The organism is Goodfellowiella coeruleoviolacea (genome assembly GCF_024171785.1).
GTDB classification, from domain to species: domain Bacteria; phylum Actinomycetota; class Actinomycetes; order Mycobacteriales; family Pseudonocardiaceae; genus Goodfellowiella; species Goodfellowiella coeruleoviolacea.
On record NZ_JAMTCK010000009.1, the window covers coordinates 296456 to 321538 of the forward strand.

Sequence of the window (25083 nt, forward strand, 5' to 3'; positions counted from 1 at the left end):
GCTGCCCGGACACCACCGTCCGGGCAGCCCGGGGCCAGGTCAGTCCGCCGCCCACCGGTACAGCAGCTCGTACCGGTCGGCGGCCAACACCATGTCGTTGACCTCGACGGGCGTGTCCTCGGCCAGGGCGAGCCTGGTGACGCGCAGCACCGGCAGGCCGTAGGCGAGGCCGAGCAGATCGGCCTCGTCCGGCCGGGCGAGGCGGGCGGACACGCTCTCCTCGAAGTGCGTCAACGGCCAGCCCAACGGAGACGACCAGGCCCTCGCTCGTGAGCTGGTCGATCGCGTTCCGCACAGTCTGCCGCGCGACTCCGTGCCTGGCCATGAGTTCACCCGGCCGGGTGGACGCGACGGCTGAGCACCGCGGTCAGTCCGGGCGGGGGCGGTGGAACGGGATGGTGTCGTCGGGGGTCCAGGGGCGGGGGCCGGGGGCCGGGTTGTGCCTGGCGTCGCCGTTGCGGTGGAACCACTCGTCGAGTTCGCGGTCGCTGCGCCGGTGGGCTTCCTGCGCCCAGCGGCGGATGGCGCGCTCGGCGATGGCCTCCTGCTCGGCGACCAGCAGCTGGTTGGCGCGGCGGCCGGCGTCGAACTGGCGTTCCGCCTGGTCGTGTTCGAGGGCGGCCTGGTACTCGGCGTAGCTGTCGACGATCTGCTGCTCGCGCGCGGCGGCCCTGGCCGAGGCGCGTGTGGCCTCGTCGTCCATGCGCTCGATGATCTGGTCGTAGACCGTGGGCGGGCCGCTGAGCTGGATCAGCTTGGTGAGCACCGGGAGCAGTTCCAGCGACATGAACAGCAGGGACAGCACGAACTGCGCGAACCACAGGTCGGGGCGCTTGTCGCCCAGCGACGCCAGCGCCTCGATCCGGGCCAGCAGGCCGCCGTCCTGGCGGCTCGCCGCGGCGAACTCGCGCTGGTCGTTCTCGCGGTCCTGGCGGATCTTCGCCAGGTCGTCGCGCACCCGGTCGGCGTCCTGCCCGGCCGAGGTGGACGCGGACGCCGCGGCGTCGCGGGCCTTGTCCTTGGCGGTGGCCAGGTCCGCCTCGGCCTGGCGCAGGTCGGCCAGGGCGACGTCGCGGGCCTGCTGCCGTTCCCGCGCCGCCTCGGCAACGCCCGGCTGCCGGGTGCCGCAGGTGCCGTCGATCTCGCACACGGCCGCCCGCTGCGCCTCGTCGTACACGCCGCGGGCGCGGTCCACCTCCTGCTGCGCGGCCACCACGGCGGGGTCGGCGGCGGCCGCGGTGTCCGGGTTGCGGTCGGCGAGCGCCTGCAACTCGTTGAGCTTGCGCTCCAGGTCGGGGATGGCGGCGTAGCGCGGGTTGCGGGACAGCTCCTCCTCGAACCGGGCGGCGCGGTCGTTGCGCATCACCTCCAGTTCGGCATCGATCTCGGGCTGGAAGATCCGCAGCACCAGCGGGGTGGCGATGACCGTGCCCAGCAGCAGCGCCAGCGCGACCCTGGGCAGCGCGCCGAGGATGTTGCGCCACCAGCCGGTGCGCCTGGTCATGCCGATCACCAGCAGCCGGTCCAGGTTGAGGATCACCACGCCCCAGGCGAGGCCGCCGGCGATCGCCAGGGGCCAGGCCACCCGCACCGCCATGCGCAGCGCGAACGCCGCTGACACGGCCGCCACCGCCGAGGTGGTCAGCAGCACGCCACCGGCGGCGACGTAGCGGAACCGGTCGACCGGGGTCTGCTCCAGCACGTCGTGCCGGGCGCCGGCGAGGGCCGCGAGCCAGCGTCGCACGATCACCGGGTGCTCCTCCTGCGGATCAGGGTGCCCAGGCGGCGCAGCAGGCCGCGGCCGGCCGGTCCGGCCCCGAACGGGGCGAGGTGCCGGGGCGGGCGGGTGGTCGGGACGGGCCGGGCCGGGGTGATCACCCCGAGTCCGGCGGGCGGTGCGAGCCAGGCGCGGCGGTGCGGTCGCTCGACCGAGCGCTCGACCAAGTGCTCGACCGGGCGCACCGCGATGGACCGCGCACCCGGCCCTCGGGCGAGCAGCGCCGCCACGATCCCGGAGCGGTCCACGGCCGGCACGGGGGTGCGCGGGGCCATCCGCAGACCGACCCGGGAGAGGTCGGGGATCGGCACGGCGGTGGCCTCCGCCGGCCGGAACACCGCGACCGGTCGGGTGACCGTGGGGGTGGCCCCGCGCGGGCCATGGGCCGTTCCGGTGATGGCCCCGGTCCCGGTGACGGTGACCCGGAACGTGCCGTGCCCGGCGCGCGCGTCGAGTTCGGCGGTCATCCCGTCCGGTGTCGTGACCACGAGCGTGCCCGCGTTCTCGGTGCGCCAGTGCAGCCACACCGGCTCACCGGCGAGCACGGCGGCCCGATCGAGTTCGAACAGGGTGATGACGGCCGGAGTGGACGGGCTGTGCCAGGAAACGGACATCGCGACTCCGAAGGCGGGATTCCGACGAGACACGGGCGGTCCGTGTCCTCGCACCGGATCAGACGGCCAGTGTCCGGTCATGGTTTCGTGGTTGCCCCGGGCGCGTGGTCAATGCGATTCAATCGTTGCCAGCCGAGCTGGACAGAGGAGACCCGCGATGGGTACTGGCGCGCACCCGCCCGTGGGGCCGACCCCGTCCGCCCGATCCGGGTTCCACGAGGCCTACAGCGCGGTCGGTGGCACGGGTCTGCCGCAGAAGGGCGGCCAGTCGGCGGCGCGCGGCTCGCGCACCATCGAGCCGCCGCTGGACCTGCTGCCGCGCGACATCCAGGGCCGCGACGCGCTGAAACCCGAACTCGTCGCGGCGCTCACCCCGCGCCGACGCGGCATCCGCGTGCTGCACGGCATCGCCGGCGGCGGCAAGAGTTCCCTGGCGCTGTGGCTGGCCAGGCAGGCGCGCGACCAGGGGCGCCCGGTGTACTGGGTCGGCAACGGTGATGTCGAGCAGTCCATGCACGCCGTTGCCGTGCGGTGCGGGGTGGACGTCGGACAGGTGGGCCGCGCCGACGCGCAGGACGTGGTGTGGCGGGCGCTGGAGAACGCCAGCCAGCCCTGGCTGCTGGTGTTCGACAACATTGACGACGTCGAGCGGCGCGGGCTGCTCGGCGCGTCCGGCGCGCACCTGGACGGCACCGGCTGGATCCGGCCCAGCGCGGTGGGGCTGGTGCTGGTCACCACGCGGCGCGGCGACCGGTCGACCTGGGGCGAGCACGCCGAGCTGACCCGGGTCACCTGCCTGGCGGGGGTGGACGGCGCGCGGGTGCTGCTCGACCTCGCCCCGGACGCCGGCCCGGCGGAGGACGCGCGACTGCTGGCCGACCAGCTCGGCGGCCTGCCGCTGGCGCTGCGCCTGGCCGGCCACTACCTGGCCAACGACCCGCCCAGGCACCGCACGTTCGGCGACTACCGCCGCGCGGTGCGGGGCGATCTGGACCTGCTCGACGCGGGCGAGCCCACCCCGGCGACCCTGCTGGACGACGACGCCGCGCGGCGGTCGATCCGGCTGACCTGGGAGCTGAGCCTGGCCCTGCTGGAGGAACGGCGGCTCGGCCAGGCGCGTCCGCTGCTGCACCTGCTCGCCTGCTACGGCGCGCCGCACCCGATCCCGCTGGACCTGCTGGTCGCCACGCACCTGCACGGCACACCGGTGGACCCGGACGGCACGCTCACCGACGGCCGGCTCGCCCAGCTGGTCCGCGGCCTGGTGTCCTCGGCGCTGGCCGATCAGACCGACGTCGGCAGCACCCCGCACCTCGCGCTGCACCCGCTGCTCGCGGAGGTGGTCGCCGCGGCGCGGGACGAGTCGCCGCACGCCGACGACACCTGGACGGCGGCGGTCGCGCTGCTGGCCGAGACCGCGCCCGGGGACAGCGACCCGAGCCAGTGGACCGCGTGGCAGGCGCTGCCCGCCGTGATCGCCGCCGTGCTCGCCCGCGTTCCCGCGCGGCTGGACGCGATGGCCGTGATGGTGCAGGGCGGCAACCTGTGCGCGGCCTACCTGCTGCGCACCGGGGCGTTCCAGGCGTCGCACGACATGAGCGCGCTCGCGCTGCGCCGCGCCACCGTCCTGCCCGCCCGCCACCCGGCGCGGCTGCAGGCGCGGCTCGCCGCGGCCGTGGTGGGCAACGCCGAGGGCAGCCCGACCACGCGGGGCGAACTGGCCGCGCTGTGGGACGACGCGCGCGCCGAGCTGGCTGAGGACCACCCGTTCCTGGTCGCGGTGCGCCAGCAGTTGGCCGAGGCGCTGTGCACGGCCGGCGAGTTCGAGGCCGCCGAGGAGGTCTACCGGGACCTGCTGGCCGACCACGACCGAGGCATCGCCGCCGAGCAGGCCCTGGCCACCAGGTTCGGCTACGGCCGGATGATGTGCCTGCGCGGCCACTTCGACGTCGCCGAGCGCGAGATCAGCGCGGTGCTGGCGGCCGAGCGGGAGCTGTTCGACGACCCCGACCACCCGGAGCTGCTGCTCACCAGGGCGCTGCTGGCGGACATCTGGCTGGGCCGGGGTGAGCTGGTCAAGGCCCGCGACGAGCTGCAGGACGTGCTGCGCGCCCAGGAACGCGTGCACGGTCCGGACAGCCCGCTGACGCTGTCCGCGCGCGTCACGCTCATGGCCGTGCACTCGCAGCTGCGCGACCGGGGCGGTGCCGAGATCCAGCTCAGCCAGCTGCTGCGGATCCAGCGCGACGCGCTCAACCCCGAGCACCCGCTGTCGCTGCTCGGGCTCGCCGCGCTGATCAACACGCGGGCCCACGACCCGGCCGTGGCGGCCGACCCGCGCACCGACGAGCAGCGGCTCACCGAGGTCGCGGCGGCCATGGCCAGGCAGATGGGGGAGGACCACCCGTTCGTGCTGTCCACCCGGCTGGGCGCGGCGCTGCGGCGCTGCGAGTACGACCAGCCGGCCGGCATCGCGGCGGTGCGCGCCGTGCTGGCACGGCAGGCGGACGTGCTGGGACCGGTGCACATCGCGACGCTGAACACCCGGCTGCTGTACGCGCAGCTGCTCGTCCGGGCCGGGGAGGACAACGCGGCTGCCGAGGAGGAGCTGCGCGACCTGCTCGACACGCAGTTGGGGTCGATCGGCGCGGACAACCCGCAGACCGTGATGGCGCGGACGACGCTGGCGAACATCGCGCTGAGCAACGGCGACCGCGACGGGGCCGAGGCGCTGCTGCGCGAGGCGCTGGGGTCGTGGGAACGCCTGCACGGCCCCGACCACACCGACGCGCGGGAACTCCGGCTCGCGCTCGTGCAGGTGCTGTGCCTCGGCGAGAACGTCACCGAGGCGGAGCAGCAGCTGCTGACGCTGATCGCGTCGCTGCGCCGCACCGAGCCCGACTCCGACCAGCAGTTGGCCGCGCAGGTGATGCTGGCGCTGGTGCGGATGGGCGACCACCGCGCCGACGAGGCGGAGCGGGAGCTGCGGCAGGTGCTCGCGACCGTGGCGGGGCTGGCGACCGACCACCGGTACGACCGGCTGATGGTGCAGTGGTTCCTGGCCGAGGTGCTGCGCGTGCGCAGCGCCGACGAGGAGGCGGAGGCGCTGCTGACCGACTCGGTCGCCGGCCTGGTCGAGCTGGGTGACCCCGACGACGACGTGGCGAGCGTGCGGTTGTCCTACGCCGAACTCCTGCACGACACCGGCCGGCTGGCCGAGGCGGAACGCCAGTTGCAGCTGGTGCTCGCGAACGTGGCCGCGGACGACGAGCGGGCAGAGCCAGCGCGGGTGCTGCTCCAGGCCGTGAGCGCACAGCTGGCCGAACCGCCCGAGCCCGAACCGCCCGAGGCCGAACCAGCGGAGGCCGAGCCGGTTGAGCGCGAGCCGGCCGAGCCCGAACCGGCCGAGCCCGAGCCCGAAACCGAGCCCGTCAGCGCACACCCCGCGCCGCCAGCACCCGGACAACCGGCCGAGGCGTCCCCGCTGTGGCTGGACTTCCTGGCGGGCACCGGCCCACGCCCGGACGGCGCGGGACCGGCGGACGACCACGTCGAGGCGACTGCCGTGCCGCGCGATCCGGTGCCGACTGGCCCGGTGCCGCGCGATCCCGTGCCGCGGCCGGCGGCCCCCGACGTCACCGCGCCACCCGCGACTCGCGACGAACCCGAGCCCAGCACACCCGGGCCCAGCTCACCCGCGACCCGCGCGCCCGACGTCCCACCGAGGCAGCCCGCTCCCTCGGCTGGGGTGGCGGGATCGGGGTACCGGGAGGATCTGCGCCGGTGCGCGGAGATCGCCGCCCGCCTGCGCGAGCGGGGGCTCGCCGACCTGGAGCGCGCGCACCTCGGCCACCGCTACGGGCTGCTGCTGGTCGACCTGGGTTTCCCGGTGGCCGCGCACGCCCAGCTGTGCGCCGCCTCCGCCGCCCACCAGCGGCTGGACGCCGCGCCCGAGGCCCGGCTGGCGTGCCTGGCCGACCTGGCGCTGGCCGGTCCGGTGGACGACGGCGCCATCGCCCGCATCGACCGCGCGGAGCAGCGCGTCACCGCCGAGTTGGGGCCGGACCACCCGGTGGTGCTGCGGCTGCGGCGCGGGCGGGCCGAGCTGTGGACGCTGACCGGCGCCGCCCCGCGCGCGGTCGCGGAGCTGACCGACGTGCTCGCGCGCACCACCCGCCCGGACGCCGAGCGGGCCGCGCTGCGCCGGGCGCTGGCGGTGGCGGTGTGGCGGGCGGGCGACCACGAGCGGGCCCGGGGGCTGCACCGGGACGCGGTCGCGGCGTACGCGCGGCTGCCCGGCGAGCACCGCCCGCACCTGCTGCGGGCGCGGGCGGATCTGGCCGCGTGCGGTGAGCGCCCGGCCGAGGCGGTTCCGGTGCTGCGCGACATCATCACCGAGCAGGTGCGCCTGCGCGGCGCGGCGCACCCGGACGTGGCGGCGAGCCGGCACCACCTGGGGGTGGCCCTGGCGGCTGCGGGCGCACCGGCCGACGCGATCGCGCAGCTGGCCGGAGCGGTCCGGCTGTTCACCCGGCGGCTCGGCGCTCGGCACCCGAGCACCCTGGCGAGCGGCGCGGAACTGGCCCGGGTCCGGCGGCTGGCGGCGGAGCCGGTCGGTCCACGGGCGCCAGTCAGTCCACAGTAGACTCATCGCGCCAGGGCAGCACCCGCCGGTGCTCCTCGGCGAACCGGTCGTGGCGCGCCAGCGCGTCGGCGAGCGCACTGTCCACTGTGTCCAGTGTGGTGCGCACGTCGGACAGCATGGCGCGGACCTTGTCGAGTGGACCGCCCTCGCGCACCGCGGCCAACCGGTCCACCAGGTCGCGGTCGATCTCGGCGTGCGCGGCGGCCGCGCGCAGCAGTCCGTCGCGTTCGGTGCGCAGCTTCTCGTACTCGGCCACCTTGTCGCGCAGCCGGGACTCGTCCTCGGCGAGCCGCCGCCGCTGGTCGGCCCAGCGCGCCTCCACGTCGCGCACCTGCCGCAGCAGCTCCTGGGTGCGCGTGTCCAGGTTCGCCAGCAGTTCCTCGCGCAGCACCAGCACCTCGTGCGCGGTGGCGGCCAGGGCGTCCTCCGCCTCGGCGACCGGGCTGCGCATGGTCGCCAGGCGGCGCGCCAGGCTGTCGCGCTGGTCGCGGATGGCCGGCAGGTCCCGTGCCAGCCGCTCAAGCCGGTGCAGTTCGGCGACGTGGCGCTGGATCTCGTCGTGCTCGGCGCCGCACGCCCGCAGCTCGGCCTCGACCGCGAACAGCGCCTCGTGCTCGCGGCGGGTCACCGCGACCCGGTCGGCCAGCTCGGCGAGCGCCTCGGCCTGCTGGTTCAGGTACTCGGTGACCGGTGTGCCGGCCACGCCCGCCTCGGCGACGTCGGGCACCTGGCGGACCAGCTCGTCCACCTCGGTGAGCGCGTCGTCCACGGCGATCACCAGCTCCACGGCGGCGGGGTCGGTCGCCGCGTGCGGGCGGTCGGTGGCCAGGGCGCGAGCGGCCCAGGCCAGGGCGTGGCGCAGGGCGAGCAGCGCGGTCGCGGCATCGTCCGGCCCGGCCGCGGCGGCGCGCAGCGCGGCCCTCGGGTCGTCGTCGGTCACCTGGCCCCCCTTTCCGTCACCACCGGCCCGGGCTCGGGGCCGAGCGGGCACACGACGTCCGGGCCGCCCGCCACCGGGCGCAGCAGCACCGCGCCCAGCCCGGCGCGGTTGCCCAACGCGGTCACCTGGTACGTGCCGGCGCGCAGCCGCGCGGCCGAGCTGGTCTCCCGCCACGGCCCCGCCCGGTTGAGCCGCACCCGCACCGGCAGCGGCCCGTGGTGGTCGCGCCGCACGTCCAGGGTGACCGGCGCGGTGGCGGTGATCGGCAGTGTCTCGGCGCGCAGCAGACCGTGCTCCACCCGGCGCACGGCCACCCCCAGCTCGTGCGGGTAGCCGTCCAGTGCGGTGGCCCGGCCGGTCGCGATGCGCCACGCGCCGCGCGCGGCGGCGCCGGGATCGAGCCGGTGGACGCGGTCGCCCAGCTCGGCCAGTGCCGCGGCCACCGGGCCGAGGACGTTGCCGCCGGTGGCCACCAGGTCCGGCAGCAGCGGCTCGGCGACCCGGTCCAGCAGGGTCGCCACCACCCGGGTGACCAGGTCGGCGAGCGGGCGCAGCGCGGCCACGACGGCGCGCGCGGTGAGCGCGGCACCGTGCCCGCCGGCGAGGTAGGCGGGGGTGTCCAGGTAGCGCTCGTGGGTGGCGGCGCGGTCGAGCACGATCCGGGCCCGCCGCGCGCCGAGGCAGCGGGCGTGCTCCAGCGCCAGCAGCCGCCACTCCGGGTCGCCGGCCGCGTCCGGCCCGGCGGCGCGCAGCAGCCGCCGCGCCAGCCCGGTGCCGGTCACGTCGCCGTGCTCGGCGTCCAGCAGCCGGGTGGTGCCGGCGCGGCAGGCGAGCACCGCCGCGGTCACGGTGCTCGCGCCCACGTCGCACACGAGCAGGCAGCCGTCGGTGTCCGGGTGCTCGGCCAAGTGTGCGGCGGCCACGCACTGCGCGCCCGGGACGAGCCGCGCCGACGCGAAGCCCACCGACTCGGTCAGCACCCGCCGCACCGCGACACCCGTGGGCAGCGCCTCCACCGCCGCCGTCCAGGTGTCACCCGTGCCGCGGGTCCAGGCGTCCGGTGCGGCCAGCACCACCGCCGTGCGCCGCGGGTCCAGGTCCACCGGGCCGCCGGGCCGGATGACCCCGCCGAGGAACTCGCCGAGCCCGTCGGCGGCGCCCGCGTCCGCGAACCCGTGCCGCAGCACGGTTTCCGCCGCGGTTCCGGGTGCGGTGTCCAGCAGCGCCGCCGCGCCGTGCCGCCGTCCGGCTGGCGTGTCCGCGAACACCGACGGGCCGTGCCAGCTCGCCGTCGCCGTCGCCGCCTTGGTGCGCACGGCGCCGACGTCCAGCCCCAGCGCGAGATCACTCGGACTCATGCTCACCCGGCCTCGCCCAGGGCAGCCGGATGCGTGGCGCGCCCCGCTCGCCAGCACCCACGCCGCGGAGCAGGTCGCCCACCTGCCGGTGCAGCCGGCGCAACAGGGTGACCGCCGCCTCGGAGCGGACCTCGGGCCAGCCCGCCTTCACGGCCATCCGCATCAGGTGGGTCAGCAGCTGCAACTGGGGCAGCAGCCGCCACTGCGCCGTGTGCAGCGCCGCCGGCTGGAGCAGGCTCCCGGTGCCGTCGGCCATCAGGAACTCCGCCCACCGCACGCAGCGGCCCAGCGCGTTGCGGTCACCGCCGTCGAGCAGGTGGGTGTTGAGCGCCAGCAGGAAGTCCATCCAGCCGGACGGCGCGGGGCGCCAGCGCTGCAGGACGATCGGGGCGATCTCGTCGGTGCCGAGCACCCCGCTCGCGTGGACGCGGGCCACCAGCGCGGCCACCTCGTGCGGGGTGGCGTCCGCCTCGATCCAGTACAGCCGGGTCCGCAGCACCCCGGCGCGCAGCCGGGGGTCCAGCTCCAGCTGCGGCAGCCACGGTTGCAGCCACGGCTGGCCGAGCACGGCCGGGTTGGCCGCGACCTCGTCGGCGATCCTGGCCACCAGCCGAGGCGTGCTCAGGTGGGGCCGGGTGTGCGGGTCGGCCAGCCTGGACAGCACCCCCAGGGTGCGGCGGAACGCCGCGAGGTCACCACCCCAGCCGCGGTGCAGGCCCGCGGCGAGCGCGTCGCCGAACGCCTGCTGCTGCGGCAGGGTGAGCGGGGTGGTGTCGACCTCGGCGACCAGGGCGTTCCAGTACCGCTCGTCCGCCACCACCAGGTCCTGGCGGGGTGGTTCACCGGCGCGGCACAGGGCGACGTCGAGCGCCGCCCGCACCGCCGGGTCCGGGTCCGGCCAGTCCCGCAGCAGCGACAGCCACGACGGCCGCAGCGCGTGGCCGACCGCCCGCGCCAGCCCCAGGAACGCCTCGAACAACCGGCCCAGTCGCGCGGTGTCGCCGGTGTGCTGGGCCACCCGCAACACCAGTGGCACGGCATCGCCGTCCACCTGGTTCAACTCGGCCAGGTCACCGGGGTCCACCTGGCCGCCGGCCGCGAACAGCCGCCGGTACCGGCCCCACGTGCGGTCACCGTGCTCGCGGTCGAGCAGGTCGAGCAGGTCCGGGGCGACCGCGCCCTCGCTGCCGTGCACCCGGCGCAGCACGGCCACGGACAGCGCGTCCGACGACGCGACCAGGGGCGCCAGTGCCGCGCTCCACTGTGGATGCTCGACCAGCCGGCCCACGACCGGGGCGATGCGCGTCGCCACCAGCGGGGCGTCGCCGAGCGCCCGCAGCGCCCGCACGTACCCGGCGTGGGCGCCAGCGGCATCGGCCATCCCGGCCACGTGCAGCAGGTCGTCGGCGGTCCAGAACGAGCGGGGTGCCCGCGTCCGCACCACCTCCTCGACCAGTTCGTCCATTGTGGATAGCCGGTGCCCGGCCAGCAGGGCGCGGTCGGCCCACATGTCCCGCGGCTGGGCCACCTCGAAGTAGGCCCGCACCACCAGCTCGTGCTCGTCCGGGGTGAGATCGCCGAACCGGCCCGCCTCGTCCAGTTGGCGCACCAGCTCCGGCGTGAGCCGGCCGGAGCGCGCCGCGCTCACGCAGATCCGCGGCCGGTCCAGTTCCTCCAGCCCGACCACCGCCGCCACCGGGTCGCACGCCCGCAGGTGCCCCAGCCCGGCCAGGTGCCGGCGGACCGCGTCCGCGCCCCGGCCGCGGGCCAGCTCCAGCAGGCGCTCCCGGTAGGCGGACTCACCGCCGCCGGGCCGATCGGTTCCGCGCAGGTCCACCGCGAGGTCGCCGGTGCGGGCGCGGGCGGTGAACGCCAGCCGCAGCGGGTGGTTCACGCCGAAGTCCGCCCAGCCCGCCGCGGTCAGCCACGCCTTCGCGCCCGAGGGCAGCAGCGCGGCCACCGCGTCCAGCACCGCCAGGCGCTCGGCCAGTTCGGCGCCGCCGCCCAGCAGCGCCACCGACCCGGTCAGCAGGCCGGCCGCGGCCGTGGCCGCCACGTCGAAGTCCACCGTCTCCACGGGCGGTGGCGCGGCCGGGGCGGTCAGCTCCACCGGGTCGTCGGTGTCCCGGTCAGCCAGGCCGATCCCGCGTACCGCCTCGTACAGCCCGGAGTAGGTGAAACCAGCGGACAGGAAGTCGTCCAGCGCCACGCAGAAGTACCGGGTCTCGGCGATCGGCCGGTTGGTCGCGTCGAAGTCGGCCGTCCAGTCCCGGATCGCGACCCCGACGTAGGTGGTGTCGCCGCGCTTGGACCGGGTGAACCACACCCACGGCAGTGCCGCCGCGCCCGTCTCGTGCGAGGCGGGCGGGTCACCCGGGCTGTTGCGCACCACGATCTGGTTGAACTGCCGCGCGGTGAACGGCGCGCGGCTGGCGGCCAGCACGGCGTAGTCGTCGTAGGTGTCGGGTCGCTTGCTGATCAGCGCCCACCCGGCCGGGACGGCGGTCACGACCGGGCCGCGCTGATGCTCTGGTGCAGCCACAGCAGCGGCTCCAGCACGTTGATCGGGTACGCCCGGCCCTTGATCTTGAAGTCGCTCGGGCCGGGGCCGACGCGCTCCACGTTGAGGAAGTCGTGCGGCCGGAACCTGTTGTCCGCCACGTAGAAGCCGATGGAGGAGGTGACGAAGTAGTTGAGCGTCGCGAAGTACTGGCGCAGTCCCCGTTCCACCAGGTCGGTGTTGCTGCCGGGCGTGGCGCACAGCATCTTGAAGAAGTCCGCCGCGGCCTCGTCGGGGATCCGGGGGAGGTAGGGCGGCTCCGCGCCCTGCACGGTGAAGCCGCGCACCCGGGCCAGCCGGTAGATGTTGGGCTGGTCGAACTTGGTCACGCACACGGCCACGTGGTGCGGCAGTTGGGCGTTGTTGTGCCGGTCCTGTTCGAGCACGCGGCTGGCGAGCTTGCCCAGCACGGGGTGGAAGTAGCGGAAGGCGTCCTGCTCGCGCGCGTCCCGCTCGGGGTCGAACAGGTACACGATCCCGTCGCACATCTGCAGGTGGTCCAGCAGCCGTTCCTCGCGCTCGGCCAGCGCGTCCGGCGAGGCGTACACACTGTCCACAGTGGCGCCGCCGGCGTCGAAGTCGTCGTCCTCGTCGAGCGGCGGCCGCGTGTCCGGCCTGGAGAAGTCGCTGTCGTACTTCACCCCGGGCACGTCCAGCACGTCCAGTTCGAACGCCACCCGCTCGATCTCGGTGACCTTCTTCTTCAACAGCCCGCGCGGGCGCGGCACCTCCTGCCTGCCGGTGAACCGGAACACCAGGTTGCGGTCGTTGGTGGTGGACCGGGGGAACTCCCGGGTGGAGGTGAGCTGGTGCAGCGACTCCTGCAGGAACATCGACGACGCCTCGTCCGAGCCGGTCATGATCCAGTTGCCGGAGTCCTCGGACGTCCGGCGCATGGTGGCGATCTGGAGCGCGGCCAGGAACGTGGTCTTGCCGCTGCCGGGCGGGCCCCACAGGCCGATCCGCAGCTGGGTCGGGGGTGCGGGGCGGGTGCGCTGCGGTGTGCTCATCGGCGGTCCTCGGGGTCGCTGGTGTCGGTCGGGACGGGTAGGGGGAACAGCAACGGCGCGGTGGGCGCGGCCTTCGGGACGACCCTGGCCTCCCGCACCACGCGGGCGGCGTCGACCCGGTCGAGCAACAGGGGCAGCCTGGGCAGGCCGAAGGCGCGCCACGCCTCGATCGCCTGACGTGCCTCGGGGATGTCGCGCTCGGACCACGCCGGCCGGTCCCACACGGCGACGTGGTGCACGGCCAGGTTGTCCAGCAGCGCCAGGTCGCGCCGCCAGTCGCAGCCGTGCGGGCACCTGGGCGCGCTGGCGTCGTAGTCGAGGTGCGGCGGGCGCGAGCCGACGATCACCAGCCGCCGCGCCACCGGTGCCGGCCGCCAGTCCAGCCGTCGGGCGCGGGCCAGCGCGTCCTCCACGGGCGCGGCCCACGGCTCGGTGAGCGGGCCCGCCGCCAGGCCGGCGACCACGGCCGCGGCCTCGGCCACCGTGCCGAACCGCCGCGAGCCCGCGAGCGCCCTGGGCCCCTGGGCGACGTGGTCGCGGTAGCCGAGGACGGCGACGCGCACCGAGTCCGGGGCGGGGTGCACCCGCCCGAGGTGGTCGATCGCCTCGGCGACCAGGTCGCGGCGGCGTTGCGCGGCGGCCAGCGGCCGGCCGCACAGCTCCACCGCGAACACCACGTCCGCGGCGTGCGCGTCCGGTCGGTACACCGCGGGCACGTCGTCCAGCACGTCCGGCCAGGTCGCCAGCGCCTCGGGCGCGGGCTCGCCGTCCGGGCGCAGCAGCGCGACCCGGCCCGGGCCGTCGAGCCGGAACTCCAGGGTGTCCCGGGTGTTCGGGCGCAGCCGGGCGTGGAACACGGCGACCGGCGCGCACTGCCGGGGCGGCGTGCCCGGTGGGCCGGTGACCACGGCCAGCACCGGGTGCAGGGCGGCCGGCCGCACCGGCCCGGTCACCGCGACCGAGGCCACCGGCCGGCCCGCCGCGGACGTGCCCGAGGCGAACAGCCGCCGCGACACCGGGCGGGTGGCACCCCGGCCGTCCACCGCGACCAGCACCAGGCGGTAGTCGTGGCGCAGTGGCGCGAGCGCGGCCCAGGCCGCCGCGGCGTCCTCGTCCAGCGGGGGCTGGCCGCGGCGCACCGGGTGCGGCGTGCCCAGCCGGGCCGCCACCGCGTCGGGCACCGGCCAGCCGGCGAGCCGGTGCAGCACCAGCACCTCGTCGGCGCTGACCGCCGGCGGCCGCGCCCGGTCCGGGTCGGGCACGTCCTCGCTGGCACCGACGCCGCCGGCGAGGGCGAGCAGCAGGTCGTCGGCGGTTGGGGGCAGCCCGGGCAGCACCTCGCGCCAGCCGACCAGCCGCACCGGCTCGACCACCGAGGGCACGCCCGCCGCGTCCACCCCCAGCCGCGCCACGGTCACGCCCTCGGCGTGCACGTCCAGCACCGCCAGCGTCCGCGCCCGGTCCGCCGCACCCACCAGCCGGGCCACGGCGGGCGCGACCAGTGCGGCCACCGGCTGACCCTCGGGCGGGGCCGGCGCGTCCCGCGTGGCCGAGGCCAGTTCCGCGCTGTCCGGCCGGCCACCGCGCACCCGGCCGGCCAGGCGGGTGAACAGCGCGGTGTCCCCGCCGACCGGGAAGCCCGCGGCCAGCGCGGCGGCGGCCAGGTCGAACGCGCGCCGCCGGGCGGCCAGCTCCGCCGCGAACGCGGTCACGTCCGCCTCGGCGTCGAGGTCCAGCCACGGCGGGGTGGCCAGCGTCCAGCCGCACCGGGCGCACACCCGCGCGTCCGTCGCGTTGTGCCGGCAGACCGGGCAGGTCGGCCGGGTCGGTGCGGGGCCCATCACGTCACCGGGTCCGGCACGTCCTGGGCGCGGATCAGCCGGCTGCCCGTCAGGCGCTGCTCCTCGGGCAGCCGCAGCAGCCGGGTGGCCAGCCGGCGCTCCACACCGTCCACCAGGTTGCGCACGGTGCGGGCGTTGCCGAACGCGCGCCGCTCCCTGGCCATCCGGTCGCGGTCGGCCTCCAGCCACCGCACCGCCCGCGCCGGCACAGTCGGCTCCACCTCGTAGCCCCTGGCCGCCATCATGGACAGGAAGATCGACCGCAGCTCGCCCACGGTGTAGTCGGTGAAGTGCAGCTGTTCGGTGAACCGGGAGTGCAGCCCGTCGTTGTCGCGCAGGAACCGGTCCATCGCCTCGGGGTAGCCGGCGGCCACCACCACCAGCCGGCCGCGGTGGGTCTCCATCAGCGTCATCAACTCGCTGACCGCCTCCGGGCCGAAGTCGTTGTGCCCTCGGCCGGCCAGTTCGTAGGCCTCGTCGATGAACAGCACCCCGTCCAGCGCCTCCAGCACCTTCGCGCGGGTCTTCGGCGCGGTCTCACCGACGTAGCGGCCCACCAGGTCGGCGCGCGTGGCCACCACCACGTGTCCCTTGTAGAGCAGGCCCAGCGAGGCGAACGCCCGGCCCATCAGCCGCGCCACCGTGGTCTTGCCGGTGCCCGGCGAGCCGAGGAACAGCATGTGCGGGGCGACGACCGCACCGCCGCCCTGCAGCTTGCGCAGCTCCAGCACGGCGGCGATCTCCCGCAGCGTGTTCTTGACCTGGTCCAGGCCCACCAGTTCGTCCAGTTCGGACAGCACGACCTCCAGCGGCCTGGCCTCGGCCAGCAGCGGCCGGTACTGCTCGGGGATGTCCTCCGGGGTCGCCGGGGCCAGCTCGCCCCCGGGTGCGGGCCGGGTGCGGCGCGCCCACTCGCGCATGATCTCGGCGGCCAGCTCCCGCATGGTGCGGGCGTTGCCGAAGTCCGCCGACCGGGTGCGGTGCAGGGCCGCCGTGATGGTGCGCAGCGCCGCGACCAGTTCGGGGGTGCGGGCCAGGCCGAGCCCGTCCAGCTGGCGCAGCAGGATCTCGTGCAGCTCCTCGGGCGTGAAGTCCGCGAACACCAACCGGTTGCCCTGCGGGAACCGGCTGGCCAGCCCCGGGTTGGCGGCGAGGAAGTCGGCGATCCGGTCCGGGTAGCCGGCGATGATCACGGCCAGGCGGTCGCGGTGGTTCTCCATCTCGGTCAGCAGCACGTCCACGGCCTGCTGGCCCTGCCCGGACGGGTCCTCGGTGAGCCGGTACGCCTCGTCGATGAACAGCACGCCGTCCAGTGCCCGCCGCACCGCCGCCGTGGTCAGCCGCGCCGTCTCCCCGGGGTAGGGCGACACCAGGTCCTCGACCCCGGCTTCCACGACGTTGGCCCGCCGCAGCAGACCCAGGTCCCGGTAGAACTCGGCGACCATGCGCGCCACCACGGTCTTGCCGGTGCCGGGGTTGCCGGTGAACACCAGGTGCAGCGCGGTCGGTTCGGCCGCGGCGCCGAGGCCGCGCTCGCGCAGTGCCGCACCGGCCCGCAGCACGTGCCGGTGCACCGCGAGGAAGTCCTTCACCGCGCCCATGCCCACCATCGCGTCCAGCCGCCGCCACAGGTCGCTGGTGTCGGGCACGTCCACCTGGACCAGTTCCATGCGGCGCAGCGCGGCCACGGACAGCGGTTCGGCCATGCGGCGCAGCGCAGCGCGCCACGTCCGGACCCCGAACTCCTGGGCCGCCATCACCCGCGTGAGGTGGTCCAGCGCCGTCCAGTCGGCGATCCGCAGCCGGTGCCGCAGCCGCACCGCGTGCACCAGCCGGGACAGCTCGTCCTCGTCGGGCAGCCCGAGCCGGCCCACGGCGGGACCGCCGCGCTGCGCGCCCAGCGCGGCCAGCCGGTCCGCGAACCGAGGCAGGTAGCGCTGGTCCCGCACGAACTGCACGACGTCGGCGAACTCGGGCTGGCTGAACAGCAGCACGCACACGTTGCCCGCGCCCGACCGGCCCGCGGTCCACCGCCCGACCATCTCCGCGAACGGGCGGCGCATGTCCGGCTGGATGTTGTGCACCAGCGTCTCCGCGTTGGGCACCACCACCGCGGTCGGCACGTCGTGCTGCGCCATCAGCGCGTCCAGCATCTGCAGCCGCGACGGGTCCGAGGCGGTGGCGGCGGGCCGCTCCGCCGGCCGGGCCGGCGCCGACACCAGCATCCGGTCGCCCAACGGGCCGGCGAACCGGCGCATCGCGCGCGGCCGGCGCGGCGCGGCGGCCCGACCGCCGGACCGGGTCAGCTCGCGGGAGCGCGCGTCGCGGAAGTACACCGGCTGCCGGTAGGCGCTGAACACGATCCGCTGGTAGCCGGCCGCGTGCAGCACCTCCCACAGCAGCTCCTCCACGTCGCGCACGCGCAGGTCCTCGCCCACCACCTCGTCGTCCACCCCGGGGCCGTGCACGATCCACAGCGGCTCGCCGGGGCGCGGCCGGCGCGCGCCGGTCAGCCGGTGCGGAACGGCCATGGGCGACGGGAAGCGCGGCTCGGCCGGGTGCGCGGTCACCGGGATCCCCCGTCAGGACGAGCGCGTGGCGCGGGTCGGCTGCCGCGTCGGAACCTGCGGCGCGCGGGGTTCGATGATCGGGGTGATGTCCCGCATCGCGGCGTCCGCCTGCTCGGCCTCCTCCTCGGCGGTGATGCTCAGCCCGCTGTGCTCGAACACGGTCGCGCGGATCGACCGGGTGCGCGCGGCGCGTTCGTCCTCGGAGGCGTCGGTGTCGAAGTTGTGCAGCCGCACGGTGGGCGGCTGGTCGTCCGGCCCCGGCTCCACCTCGATCACGATCTCGCTGCCGCTGGCGTGGTGCACGGTCTTGGCCAGGAACGCCGCCCGCTGGTCGGCGCCCTGGTAGCCGGCGTCGGACACCTCGTACTGGTGGTGCTCGTCCAGCGCGTCGGCGATCAGCTCGGCCAGGTTCGTGCGCAGCTGCGAGGCCTGCACCGCGGTGACGGCCTGCGCCACCACCGCCTCCAGCCGCTGCTCGAACTCGGGCGCGAGGTCGCGGACGACCCGCAGCAGCGCCTCGGTGGGCAGCGGCTCGGCGTCGTCGCGGACCCGCGCGAGCTGGGCGTCGATCTCGGCGCTCAGCCGCGACAGCGCACCGCGCGACCAGTGGTCCACCCCGGGCGCCTCGTCCGCGGTGTCCGCCTCGAAGCGCGCCCGAGGGTCCAGGGTGCGGTTCTGCTCCACCAGTCCCTGCAGCGCGACCAGTTCGCGTTCGGCCGCGATGCGGCAGGCGCGCCACTCCTGGTCCAGCCGCTCCAGCTCCAGGCGCAGCTCGCTGAACGACTGGCACACCTCCTGGGCGCCGGTGAGGCTGTGCGCGGCCAGGCCCTGCGCGACGTTGTGCCGCACGGTCGCCAGCCGGGCGTCGAGCGGGGCGAGGCGGCCAGGCAGGTAGCGCTCGTGGGGGAACTGGAGCACCTGCTCGCGCAGCACCTCGGCGTCGGCGAGGTAGTCGCGCACCGCCCGCGCGGCGCGGTCCTGGTCGGCGCGCAGCGCGTCGAGGCCGCGGCCCACCTCGGCGAACTGGCGCTCGCGCGCGGCGCGCTCCTCGGCCAGCGCGCTGGTCAGGGTCTCCTGCTGGGCCCGCAACGCCCTGGCCGTGTCGGCCCGCTGCCGCTCCGCCTCGGCGGTGATCTCCTCGCGCAGCCGGCGCGTGGTGGCCCGCAGGCGGCGCGCGGTCTGCTGCTCGACCTCGCGGGTGCGGTCGCTGAGCCGGCCAACGGCCTCCTCGAACCGGGCGTGCCTGGCCGCCACCTCGCCCAGGGACGTCTCGATGTCGCGCTGCGTCTGGTCCCGCACCTGCTCGACGAGCCGGGGCAGGTCACGATTCAACTCGGCGAGGCGGCGCGCCTGCTGGCGCAGCCGGTTCCATTCACCCTCGTCCACATAAATGCGCTTTCGGCCGCTCACAATCCACCCCTGTCCGCGCGAATTTGCGGATTCCGTTTCGACCGCACAACGAATGTCGCGGGCGCCGCGCCGCTGCCATATCACCGGCCCGCACTCGGCGGGCCGGCGTTACCGTGACAGGACCACCAGCCGGTCACCCAGGTTGTCGCAACCGTTCTCCGATGTCGCCACTTCGACGGCGGCGAGGCGCGCCGCGTTCCCCAGACGCTGCCCGGGATCGCGACTCAGTTCCCGGTACATCCGGTCGGCGAACGCGATCGCGCAGTCGTCGTCCAGCAGACCCCGCCAGGCGATGACCGTGTCGGCCACGCCCACGAAGCCCTCGGCGAAGTCCGCGCTCTCGCACACCGAGAACACCAGGCCGGACAGCGTGAAGCCGGCGTGCCGGTGGTAGGCGTCGAACCGCTGCCGCAGCGCCGCCACCGGCACCGGGTGCGGATCGCCGACCGGGTCCTCGAAGCGCAGCGTGCCCTCGGCGAAGTGGCAGGCCAGGTGCAGCACGTCCGGGCGTTCCCGCAGCGCGGCGTTCAGGTCGTCGACGCCGGCCGCGTGCCTGCTGGACAGCACCAGCGCGTCCGGCCGCTCGTGCCGCTGGATCGCGCGGAACTCGCGGTCGGCGCGCAACCGGTCCAGGGCGATGTCGAACGGGCTGGCCCCGGCGAAGAACACCCGGATCGGCTCGTGGGCCGGCTGCGCCGCCGCCGACGCGGCCCCCAACGGCACCGTGACCGAGCCGCTGGGGTTGTTGATCACCACCTGGGGGCCGCCGGCCGAGTGGTAGACGGTCGAGTGGTGGACGGGGGTCGCGGCGGGCACTCCCACGGCGGACCCCGGATCGTCCTGGCCGCCGCGGTGCGCGCTGAGCTGGCTGGCCACGGCTATTCCGGGTCCGCGTCACTGCTCGCGTCGCTGTCCGCGCCCGGCGGTTGCGGTGGTTCGGGAAGTGTGTCGAACACCGGCAGATCGAGGCCGTTGGCCGTGATTTTCTGCCCGCGGACCCGACGCGGGCGGACCGGTGGTGCGGATTTCGGAATGCTCGGTTTCGCCTGTTCCATTTCGTCGCCCCCCACAATCGGCGGAGGCTCAGTATGGCATGGTGGTGCGATGCCGTCGACGCTGCTCGGACTCGCGATTTTCGTGATTTGTCTGGCTCCCGGACTGGCGTTCATCGTGGCCCGGCAGCGGATCGCGCCGCAGCAGACGGTGTCGGCGTTGCGCGAGACGGCGCAACTGGTGTGCGTGAGCCTGGTCGCCGACGTGGCGGTGCTCGCGCTGTTCGGGGTGCTGCGGTCGGTGTGGCCCGAGCACACGCCCGACGTGGGCCGGCTGGTCCGCCAGCCCGGCGAGTACCTGCGCGAGTCCTACCTGTCGGTGGCGTGGTGGACGGTCGGGCTGCTGGTCCTGGCCACCCTGCTGACCTGGCTGGCCGGTTCCGGTCGGCTGCGGCGGCTGGTGCGGCTGCCCCCGGTCGCGCCGCACGAGTCGGCGTCGTCCGCGTGGTGGCTGCTGTTCCAGGACCGGCCGGGCCGGCGCGTGCACCTCGGGTGCGTGCTGGAGGACGGCAGCTACGTGTCCGGGTGGCTGGCCTCGTACAACACGTCGATCAACGAGACCGGCGACCGCGACCTGACGCTGGCCGCGCCGATCCGCTACCGGGCCAAGGACGCCCGCGAGGCGACGGAACTGGCCGACACCAGCGCGGTGGTGGTCAGCGCGCGCCAGGTGGCGCTGCTGTTCGTCAGCTACCAGTCGACCGCCGGTCGAGCACCTGATCGAGCCGCGCCAGCAGCGCCGCCGTCGGCACCCCCACCAGCGTGACGTCCCGGTCGCCGACCCGGATCTCCACCGAGCGGGCCCGCTGCTCGAAGTCGTAGCCGGTGCCGGCGAGCCGGTCCGTCAGGTGGTGCACGACCTGGTTGGCACTGCCGCGCAGCCCCCTGCCGTTGTCCAGCGCGGCCACGTACTGGCCGTCGATCAGCACGTCGACCTGGTCCAGCAGCTCCGCCACCCCGGGCGCGGGCGGCCGGTTCCGCAGCCGCGCCAGGGTGAACCCGGTGAAGCACACCACGGACACGTCCCGGCGGGCCCGGAGTTCCCGGGCCAGCGCGGCCAACCCGGCGGCCTGCGCCATCGGCTCCCCACCGCTGAAGGTCACCCCGTCGACGTCGGGCGCGGCCAACAGCTCGGCCGCCAGCTCGGCGACCCCCACCAGCCGCGCCGGCCGGTCCGGAATCCACTCCGGCGCCACACACCCCCGGCACCGGAACGGACACCCCTGCACCCACACCACCGAACGCAGTCCCGGCCCCAGCGCCCGGGTCCCCACACAGGTGGCGGCCACGTTGAGCACCGCGCCCGCGTCCGGCTCGACCACCCGCTCCGTCCGGTCGTCCCGCACACCCACCTCCCCGGCCGCACCACCCGCCACGATGCCACGTGCCGGGCCGCGCTGTGGCCCGTTCCGCGCACCCCGGGACGGGCCGGCACACCAGCGCGGCTCACCCGAGCGGGACGCTCTCCAGCACCGCGCCGGTGGCGTCCCGGGTGGTCACGCTGCCCCCACCAGCGGTGTCCGCACCGGCGGTGTTCGGAATGGCGAGCGCGACGGTGCCGGCGACCGGCTCGGCGGTCACGTCGGCGTGCCCGGGCACGGACAGCACCACGGTGGCCACCCGCTCGTCCAGCACCTCCCCGACCAGGGCGCGCGTCGTGCTCGACGAGTACTCCAGGCCGCTGTCGGGATCGATTTCCGGGGTGAAGCCGTAGTAGACGCCCACGCCGCGCACGGTGTCCCCGACGACGACTCCGTTGGCCGGTCGGGTGCGGGCCAGGTCGGTCAGGTCGACCACGTTCACCGTGCCGTCGGGGCGGCACAGCGCGAGCAGCCCGCGGTAGCGGCCCAACTGGATGGACTCGCCGAGGACAGCGGCCGTGTCCTGCCCCGGCTGCCACGCCGCCGGGTCGGGCACCGGCTGGCGCGTCCCGGCCAGGCACTGCCCCAGGCGGCGTCCCTCCGGGCTGGTGCGGTCCCCGGCCGGGCCGTCCTGGTCGACGCGGGTCGGGGACGGGGCCGGCACGCTCACCTCGGCCCGCACCACCAGTTCCGACGAGTCGCGCACCTCGCGCCGCGCGGTCAGCCGGTCGGCCACGATCCCGTTGGGTGCCAACCAGATCGTGCCGACGCGGGCGACGGTCACGCTCGGCAGCGAGTCGTCGGTGGCGTGCAGGGCGAAGCGCCGCGCGTCGGGTCCGGTGAACCCGGCCAGCGACCCGGTGGCGGTGCTGAACGACACGGCGAGCGCGCCCGGGTCGGCGACCGGCGCGGACACGGTCACCGCGCGGGGCGTCAGCTCGCAGAACACCACACCGGCCGCGGTGGTGAAGGCGACCAGGTCCACGCGGTTGCGGGACACCGTGGCGATCGGCGTCCACTGCCCCGCGCCCTGGTCGCGCTCGCCCGCGCAGCGCCGCGCCGCGTCGGCGGGCGCGGTGCCCTCGGTGATCCGGTAGACGCGGTCCTGGTCGGGCAGGGGGAGTTCGGGATTCACCGGCGGTCGGGTGGCCGGGGCGACGGCCGGCTGTCCGGGGACCACCGCCAGGGCCGCCGCGCCGATCCCCAGCGCGGTCGCCACGGCCACGAGCACCGGTGTCCGGCGCGATCGCGGTGGCTGGTGCAACCGCTGCTGGATCCGCAGCCGGGCCGACTCGCGCACGGCGTCGGGCAGCCGCCGCTCGGCGGGCAGGTCGAACTCACTCATGGTCGTCCTCCTCGGTGATCTGGCGCAGCCGGGCACGCGCGCGGGACACGCGGGACCGCACGCTCGCCTCGGTGATGCCGAGCAGCTGGGCTGCGTCCTCTGTGGACATCCCGCCCAGCAGGCACAGGCGGGTGATCTCCTGTTCGGCGCGGGGCAGGCGCCGCACGGCCGCGAGCACCCGCCGCAGCCGGTGTTCGGCGGCGTCGGAGTCGACGACGCCCTCGGCGTGGTCGGCCTGCGGCTCACGCGTGCCCAACCGCCGGACCAGGCGCCACAGCCGCGCCCTGGCGCGCCGCTCGTCGCGGGCCAGGTTGGCGGTCACCGTGAACAGCCAGGGCCGGGCCGAGTCGCGCGTGAGCACGACCCGCGTCCGCAGCCGCCACACGGTGAGGAACGTCGTGGACAACAGGTCGTCGGCACTGGACCAGGAGGCGGTCAACCGGTACGCGTAGTTCCACACCGCCTCGGCGTGCCGCTCGAACAGTTCGGTGAACGCGGCATCCGCGTCCGGGCCGCCGGAGGTGACGCGCTGCCACAACTCCCGATCGTCTGCCGGTGGCGGTGCCCGGTGGGCGTCGGTCAGCGCCCTCGCCTCCGCGGTGCCGGTCATCCTGGTGGTCATGACCCTATGGGGCCGCTCCGCCGCCACCGTGGCAGCCCAACGCGGTGATCTGGGTCACTGCCGGCGCCGCCGTGCTGGCCGCGCGCAGCGGCCCCCTGCCCAGTCCGCCGCTGAGCACTCGAACCGGCCACCGGCGGAGTCCGAAGCGGACAGTGGGCCACTATCCGAAGAGGACAGTTGGGGAACGGGGCCCGGTGCGCGGGCGCACGCCACACCGGACCCCGTGGCACTACCTCGCCGTGCAGGTGGGCGTCATCCCCGCGCCCGTACCGCTGCCCTGGTAGCCGAACTCGACCGACTGGCCGGGCGCCAGCGCGCCGTTGTAGCTGACGTTGGTGAACTGGACCGTGCCGGTGTTCCCGCTGCGGGTGGCGTTCCACGCGTTGGTGACGCTGGCGCCGGACGGCAGGGCCACGGCGACCGTCCAGCCGGTGACCGGCGCGGCGCCGGCGGTGACCCGCACGCTGGCGTCGAACCCGCCCGGCCACTGGTTGACCGACACCGACGCCGAGCAGCCGCTCTCCGCCGGCGGAGTGGTCGGCGGGGTGGTGGTGGGCGGAGTGGTGGTGGGCGGAGTGGTGGTGGGCGGAGTGGTGGTGGGCGGGTCGCTCGGGCTGGCGGTGAGGGTCGGCGTCGTCCAGTCCCGCCACTGCGCCAGGTTGCCGGCCTTCTTGCTGGAGATCCGGAAGGTGCCGGCGGCGTTGCCCGTCTTCAGCAGGAACTTCTGGATGTTCTGCTGCAACGGGGTCCGCCACTCCGACCGGACCGCGCAGTGGTTGCCGTCCTGGATGTCCGACCAGTAGGTGATGTTCTCGCCCGCGCCGAGTGCCTTGTAGACCTCGGCCCCGGCCAGCGCCGCCACGCTGCCCGACCGGGCGGCCAGCCAGTCGATGTGCGGGTTCTCCATGATGAACAACCCGCGCGGCGCGATCATCGCCACGGTCTCGTGCGTGTCCACCGGCAGGGCGTTCGGATTGCCGGTGAACGAGCTGAACGCGTCACCCAGCCACGGTTGTTCGCTGTAGGCGCTGCTCAGCGGCTGCGCGCCGGACTCGCCGGGAATCCCGCGCAGGATGGGCGCACCCGCGCTGCCCGACTCGATGGGCATGGTCAGGGCGACGCGCTGGTCGAACGCGCCGACGGCGAACGCGCTCTTGCCGTAGCGGGAGCAGCCGGTGACGCCCAGCGCGTCCGCCTTGAGGACGCTGCCGCCCGACTGCTCGACGACGTCGATGATCCGGCTCACGCCCCAGGCCCACGCGGCCAGCAGCCCGGTGCTGCTGGTGGCGCCGTAGAGGCTGTAGAACGCGCCCTGCTTGTTGTTCCTCGGGGTGCCCTCCTTGCCGACCGCGAGGGGGTCGTAGCTGATGACGGCGGCGCCGGCGGCCCGGATGGTGGCGGTGTCCGCGCCGAACCCACCCACCACGACCACGGCGGGGAAGGGGCCGGACCCGCTCGGCAGTTGGACACCGGCGGAGAAACTGGCGCTCCGGCCGTTGTGCGTCACGTTCACCGTGATGCTGGTGCTCGACACGGTTCCCGTGACGCTCGCGGGCTTCGCCGGTTTCTCGCCGTAGACGTACCGCTCCGCCAGTTTCTTGATCTCCGCGCGGCGGCAGCGCCAGTCGGACCTGCTGGAGACGCGCGAGCCGTTCAGCTTGGTGAAGGGATCGGGCAGTTTGGCGTTGGCGGGCAGGGAGCCGGGCAGGGACACCGGGCAGTCCGTGCCGTCGTCCTCGACGGGCGCGGCCGCGACGGTGTTGGCGGCGGCCTCGGCGGTGGGCGTTCGCGCTCCTGCCGTGACCGCTCCGGCGACCACGAGCGCCGCTGCCGCCAGCATGACGACCGTCGAGCGGATCGTGGAGCGGTCCGAGTTGATGATCACCAGGGCTCTCCTTCCTCGGGGGTGGTGGAGGCAACGCAGCGATCGATCACTACGGGTGTGCTGACCTAAAGTTTCGAGAAGGTTAGCGAAACA

Annotated in this window: 17 protein-coding genes; 2 read left to right on the forward strand and 15 right to left on the reverse strand. The window is 75.4% G+C overall.

Annotated features, from left to right (window positions below):
- Nucleotides 1–39: 39 nt before the first annotated feature.
- Genes LX83_RS20995 through LX83_RS21005 form a run of 3 tightly spaced genes read right to left on the reverse strand, consistent with a single transcriptional unit; the run spans nt 40 to nt 2391 of the window.
- Nucleotides 40–333: a UTRA domain-containing protein gene (locus LX83_RS20995; RefSeq protein WP_308204014.1), complete on the reverse strand. Its 294-nt coding sequence runs from the start codon at nt 331–333 to the stop codon at nt 40–42.
- Nucleotides 334–367: 34 nt separating this feature from the next.
- Entirely contained in the window at nt 368–1750 is a 1383-nt protein-coding gene (locus LX83_RS21000) for a DUF4407 domain-containing protein (protein ID WP_253773995.1), read from the reverse strand.
- Complete coding sequence (locus LX83_RS21005; RefSeq protein ID WP_253773997.1) at nt 1747–2391, reverse strand: hypothetical protein; 645 nt, start codon at nt 2389–2391, stop codon at nt 1747–1749. Before LX83_RS21005 ends, LX83_RS21000 begins: the two co-directional genes overlap by 4 nt.
- 157 nt (nt 2392–2548) lie before the next feature.
- Between LX83_RS21005 and LX83_RS21010 the strand changes: the two genes are divergently transcribed.
- Entirely contained in the window at nt 2549–7036 is a 4488-nt protein-coding gene (locus LX83_RS21010) for a tetratricopeptide repeat protein (protein ID WP_253773999.1), read from the forward strand.
- On the opposite strand, the gene LX83_RS21015 is transcribed toward LX83_RS21010, so the two are convergent.
- The 8 genes from LX83_RS21015 to LX83_RS21050 all read right to left on the reverse strand — a co-directional run bounded on the left by LX83_RS21015 (nt 7023) and on the right by LX83_RS21050 (nt 19601).
- Complete coding sequence (locus LX83_RS21015; RefSeq protein WP_253774002.1) at nt 7023–7976, reverse strand: coiled-coil domain-containing protein; 954 nt, start codon at nt 7974–7976, stop codon at nt 7023–7025. The genes LX83_RS21010 and LX83_RS21015 overlap by 14 nt on opposite strands.
- On the reverse strand, nt 7973–9334 hold the full coding sequence (locus LX83_RS21020) for a hypothetical protein (RefSeq protein WP_253774004.1): 1362 nt from the start codon (nt 9332–9334) through the stop codon (nt 7973–7975). Before LX83_RS21020 ends, LX83_RS21015 begins: the two co-directional genes overlap by 4 nt.
- Nucleotides 9321–11876: a hypothetical protein gene (locus tag LX83_RS21025; RefSeq protein ID WP_253774227.1), complete on the reverse strand. Its 2556-nt coding sequence runs from the start codon at nt 11874–11876 to the stop codon at nt 9321–9323. The genes LX83_RS21020 and LX83_RS21025 overlap by 14 nt, the downstream gene beginning before the upstream one ends.
- Nucleotides 11840–12904 (reverse strand): DEAD/DEAH box helicase family protein, encoded by a 1065-nt coding sequence (locus LX83_RS21030; protein WP_253774006.1) that lies wholly within the window; start codon nt 12902–12904, stop codon nt 11840–11842. The genes LX83_RS21025 and LX83_RS21030 overlap by 37 nt, the downstream gene beginning before the upstream one ends.
- Entirely contained in the window at nt 12901–14745 is a 1845-nt protein-coding gene (locus LX83_RS21035; RefSeq protein ID WP_253774008.1) for a hypothetical protein, read from the reverse strand. The genes LX83_RS21030 and LX83_RS21035 overlap by 4 nt, the downstream gene beginning before the upstream one ends.
- Nucleotides 14745–17315: an AAA family ATPase gene (locus tag LX83_RS38460; protein WP_253774010.1), complete on the reverse strand. Its 2571-nt coding sequence runs from the start codon at nt 17313–17315 to the stop codon at nt 14745–14747. The genes LX83_RS21035 and LX83_RS38460 overlap by 1 nt, the downstream gene beginning before the upstream one ends.
- 12 nt (nt 17316–17327) lie before the next feature.
- On the reverse strand, nt 17328–18725 hold the full coding sequence (locus LX83_RS21045; RefSeq protein WP_253774012.1) for a coiled-coil domain-containing protein: 1398 nt from the start codon (nt 18723–18725) through the stop codon (nt 17328–17330).
- Nucleotides 18726–18833: 108 nt separating this feature from the next.
- Nucleotides 18834–19601, reverse strand: coding sequence for a CHAT domain-containing protein (locus tag LX83_RS21050; RefSeq protein ID WP_253774014.1), 768 nt, complete (start codon nt 19599–19601; stop codon nt 18834–18836).
- 228 nt (nt 19602–19829) lie between these two features.
- On the opposite strand from LX83_RS21050, the gene LX83_RS21055 reads away from it, so the two are divergent.
- Entirely contained in the window at nt 19830–20543 is a 714-nt protein-coding gene (locus LX83_RS21055) for a DUF6338 family protein (protein WP_253774016.1), read from the forward strand.
- On the opposite strand, the gene LX83_RS21060 is transcribed toward LX83_RS21055, so the two are convergent.
- The 4 genes from LX83_RS21060 to LX83_RS21075 form a co-directional block, all read right to left on the reverse strand.
- Nucleotides 20464–21123, reverse strand: coding sequence for a 4Fe-4S single cluster domain-containing protein (locus tag LX83_RS21060; RefSeq protein WP_253774018.1), 660 nt, complete (start codon nt 21121–21123; stop codon nt 20464–20466). The genes LX83_RS21055 and LX83_RS21060 overlap by 80 nt on opposite strands.
- 100 nt (nt 21124–21223) lie before the next feature.
- Nucleotides 21224–22483, reverse strand: coding sequence for a hypothetical protein (locus tag LX83_RS21065; RefSeq protein ID WP_253774020.1), 1260 nt, complete (start codon nt 22481–22483; stop codon nt 21224–21226).
- Nucleotides 22476–23105, reverse strand: coding sequence for an RNA polymerase sigma factor (locus LX83_RS21070; protein WP_253774022.1), 630 nt, complete (start codon nt 23103–23105; stop codon nt 22476–22478). The genes LX83_RS21065 and LX83_RS21070 overlap by 8 nt, the downstream gene beginning before the upstream one ends.
- Before the next feature lie 229 nt (nt 23106–23334).
- Complete coding sequence (locus LX83_RS21075; RefSeq protein WP_253774024.1) at nt 23335–24990, reverse strand: glucuronyl esterase domain-containing protein; 1656 nt, start codon at nt 24988–24990, stop codon at nt 23335–23337.
- Nucleotides 24991–25083: the final 93 nt, after the last annotated feature.

Excerpts from the sequence above, each read along its gene's own strand:
- LX83_RS21030 (WP_253774006.1), bottom strand. The coding sequence starts at position 12,904 with ATGAGCACACCGCAGCGCACCCGCCCCGCACCCCCGACCCAGCTGCGG.
- LX83_RS21035 (WP_253774008.1), bottom strand. The coding sequence starts at position 14,745 with ATGGGCCCCGCACCGACCCGGCCGACCTGCCCGGTCTGCCGGCACAAC.
- LX83_RS21055 (WP_253774016.1), top strand. The coding sequence starts at position 19,830 with ATGCCGTCGACGCTGCTCGGACTCGCGATTTTCGTGATTTGTCTGGCT.
- LX83_RS21010 (WP_253773999.1), top strand. The coding sequence starts at position 2,549 with ATGGGTACTGGCGCGCACCCGCCCGTGGGGCCGACCCCGTCCGCCCGA.
- LX83_RS21005 (WP_253773997.1), bottom strand. The coding sequence starts at position 2,391 with ATGTCCGTTTCCTGGCACAGCCCGTCCACTCCGGCCGTCATCACCCTG.
- LX83_RS21020 (WP_253774004.1), bottom strand. The coding sequence starts at position 9,334 with ATGAGTCCGAGTGATCTCGCGCTGGGGCTGGACGTCGGCGCCGTGCGC.
- LX83_RS21070 (WP_253774022.1), bottom strand. The coding sequence starts at position 23,105 with ATGACCACCAGGATGACCGGCACCGCGGAGGCGAGGGCGCTGACCGAC.
- LX83_RS21065 (WP_253774020.1), bottom strand. The coding sequence starts at position 22,483 with ATGAGTGAGTTCGACCTGCCCGCCGAGCGGCGGCTGCCCGACGCCGTG.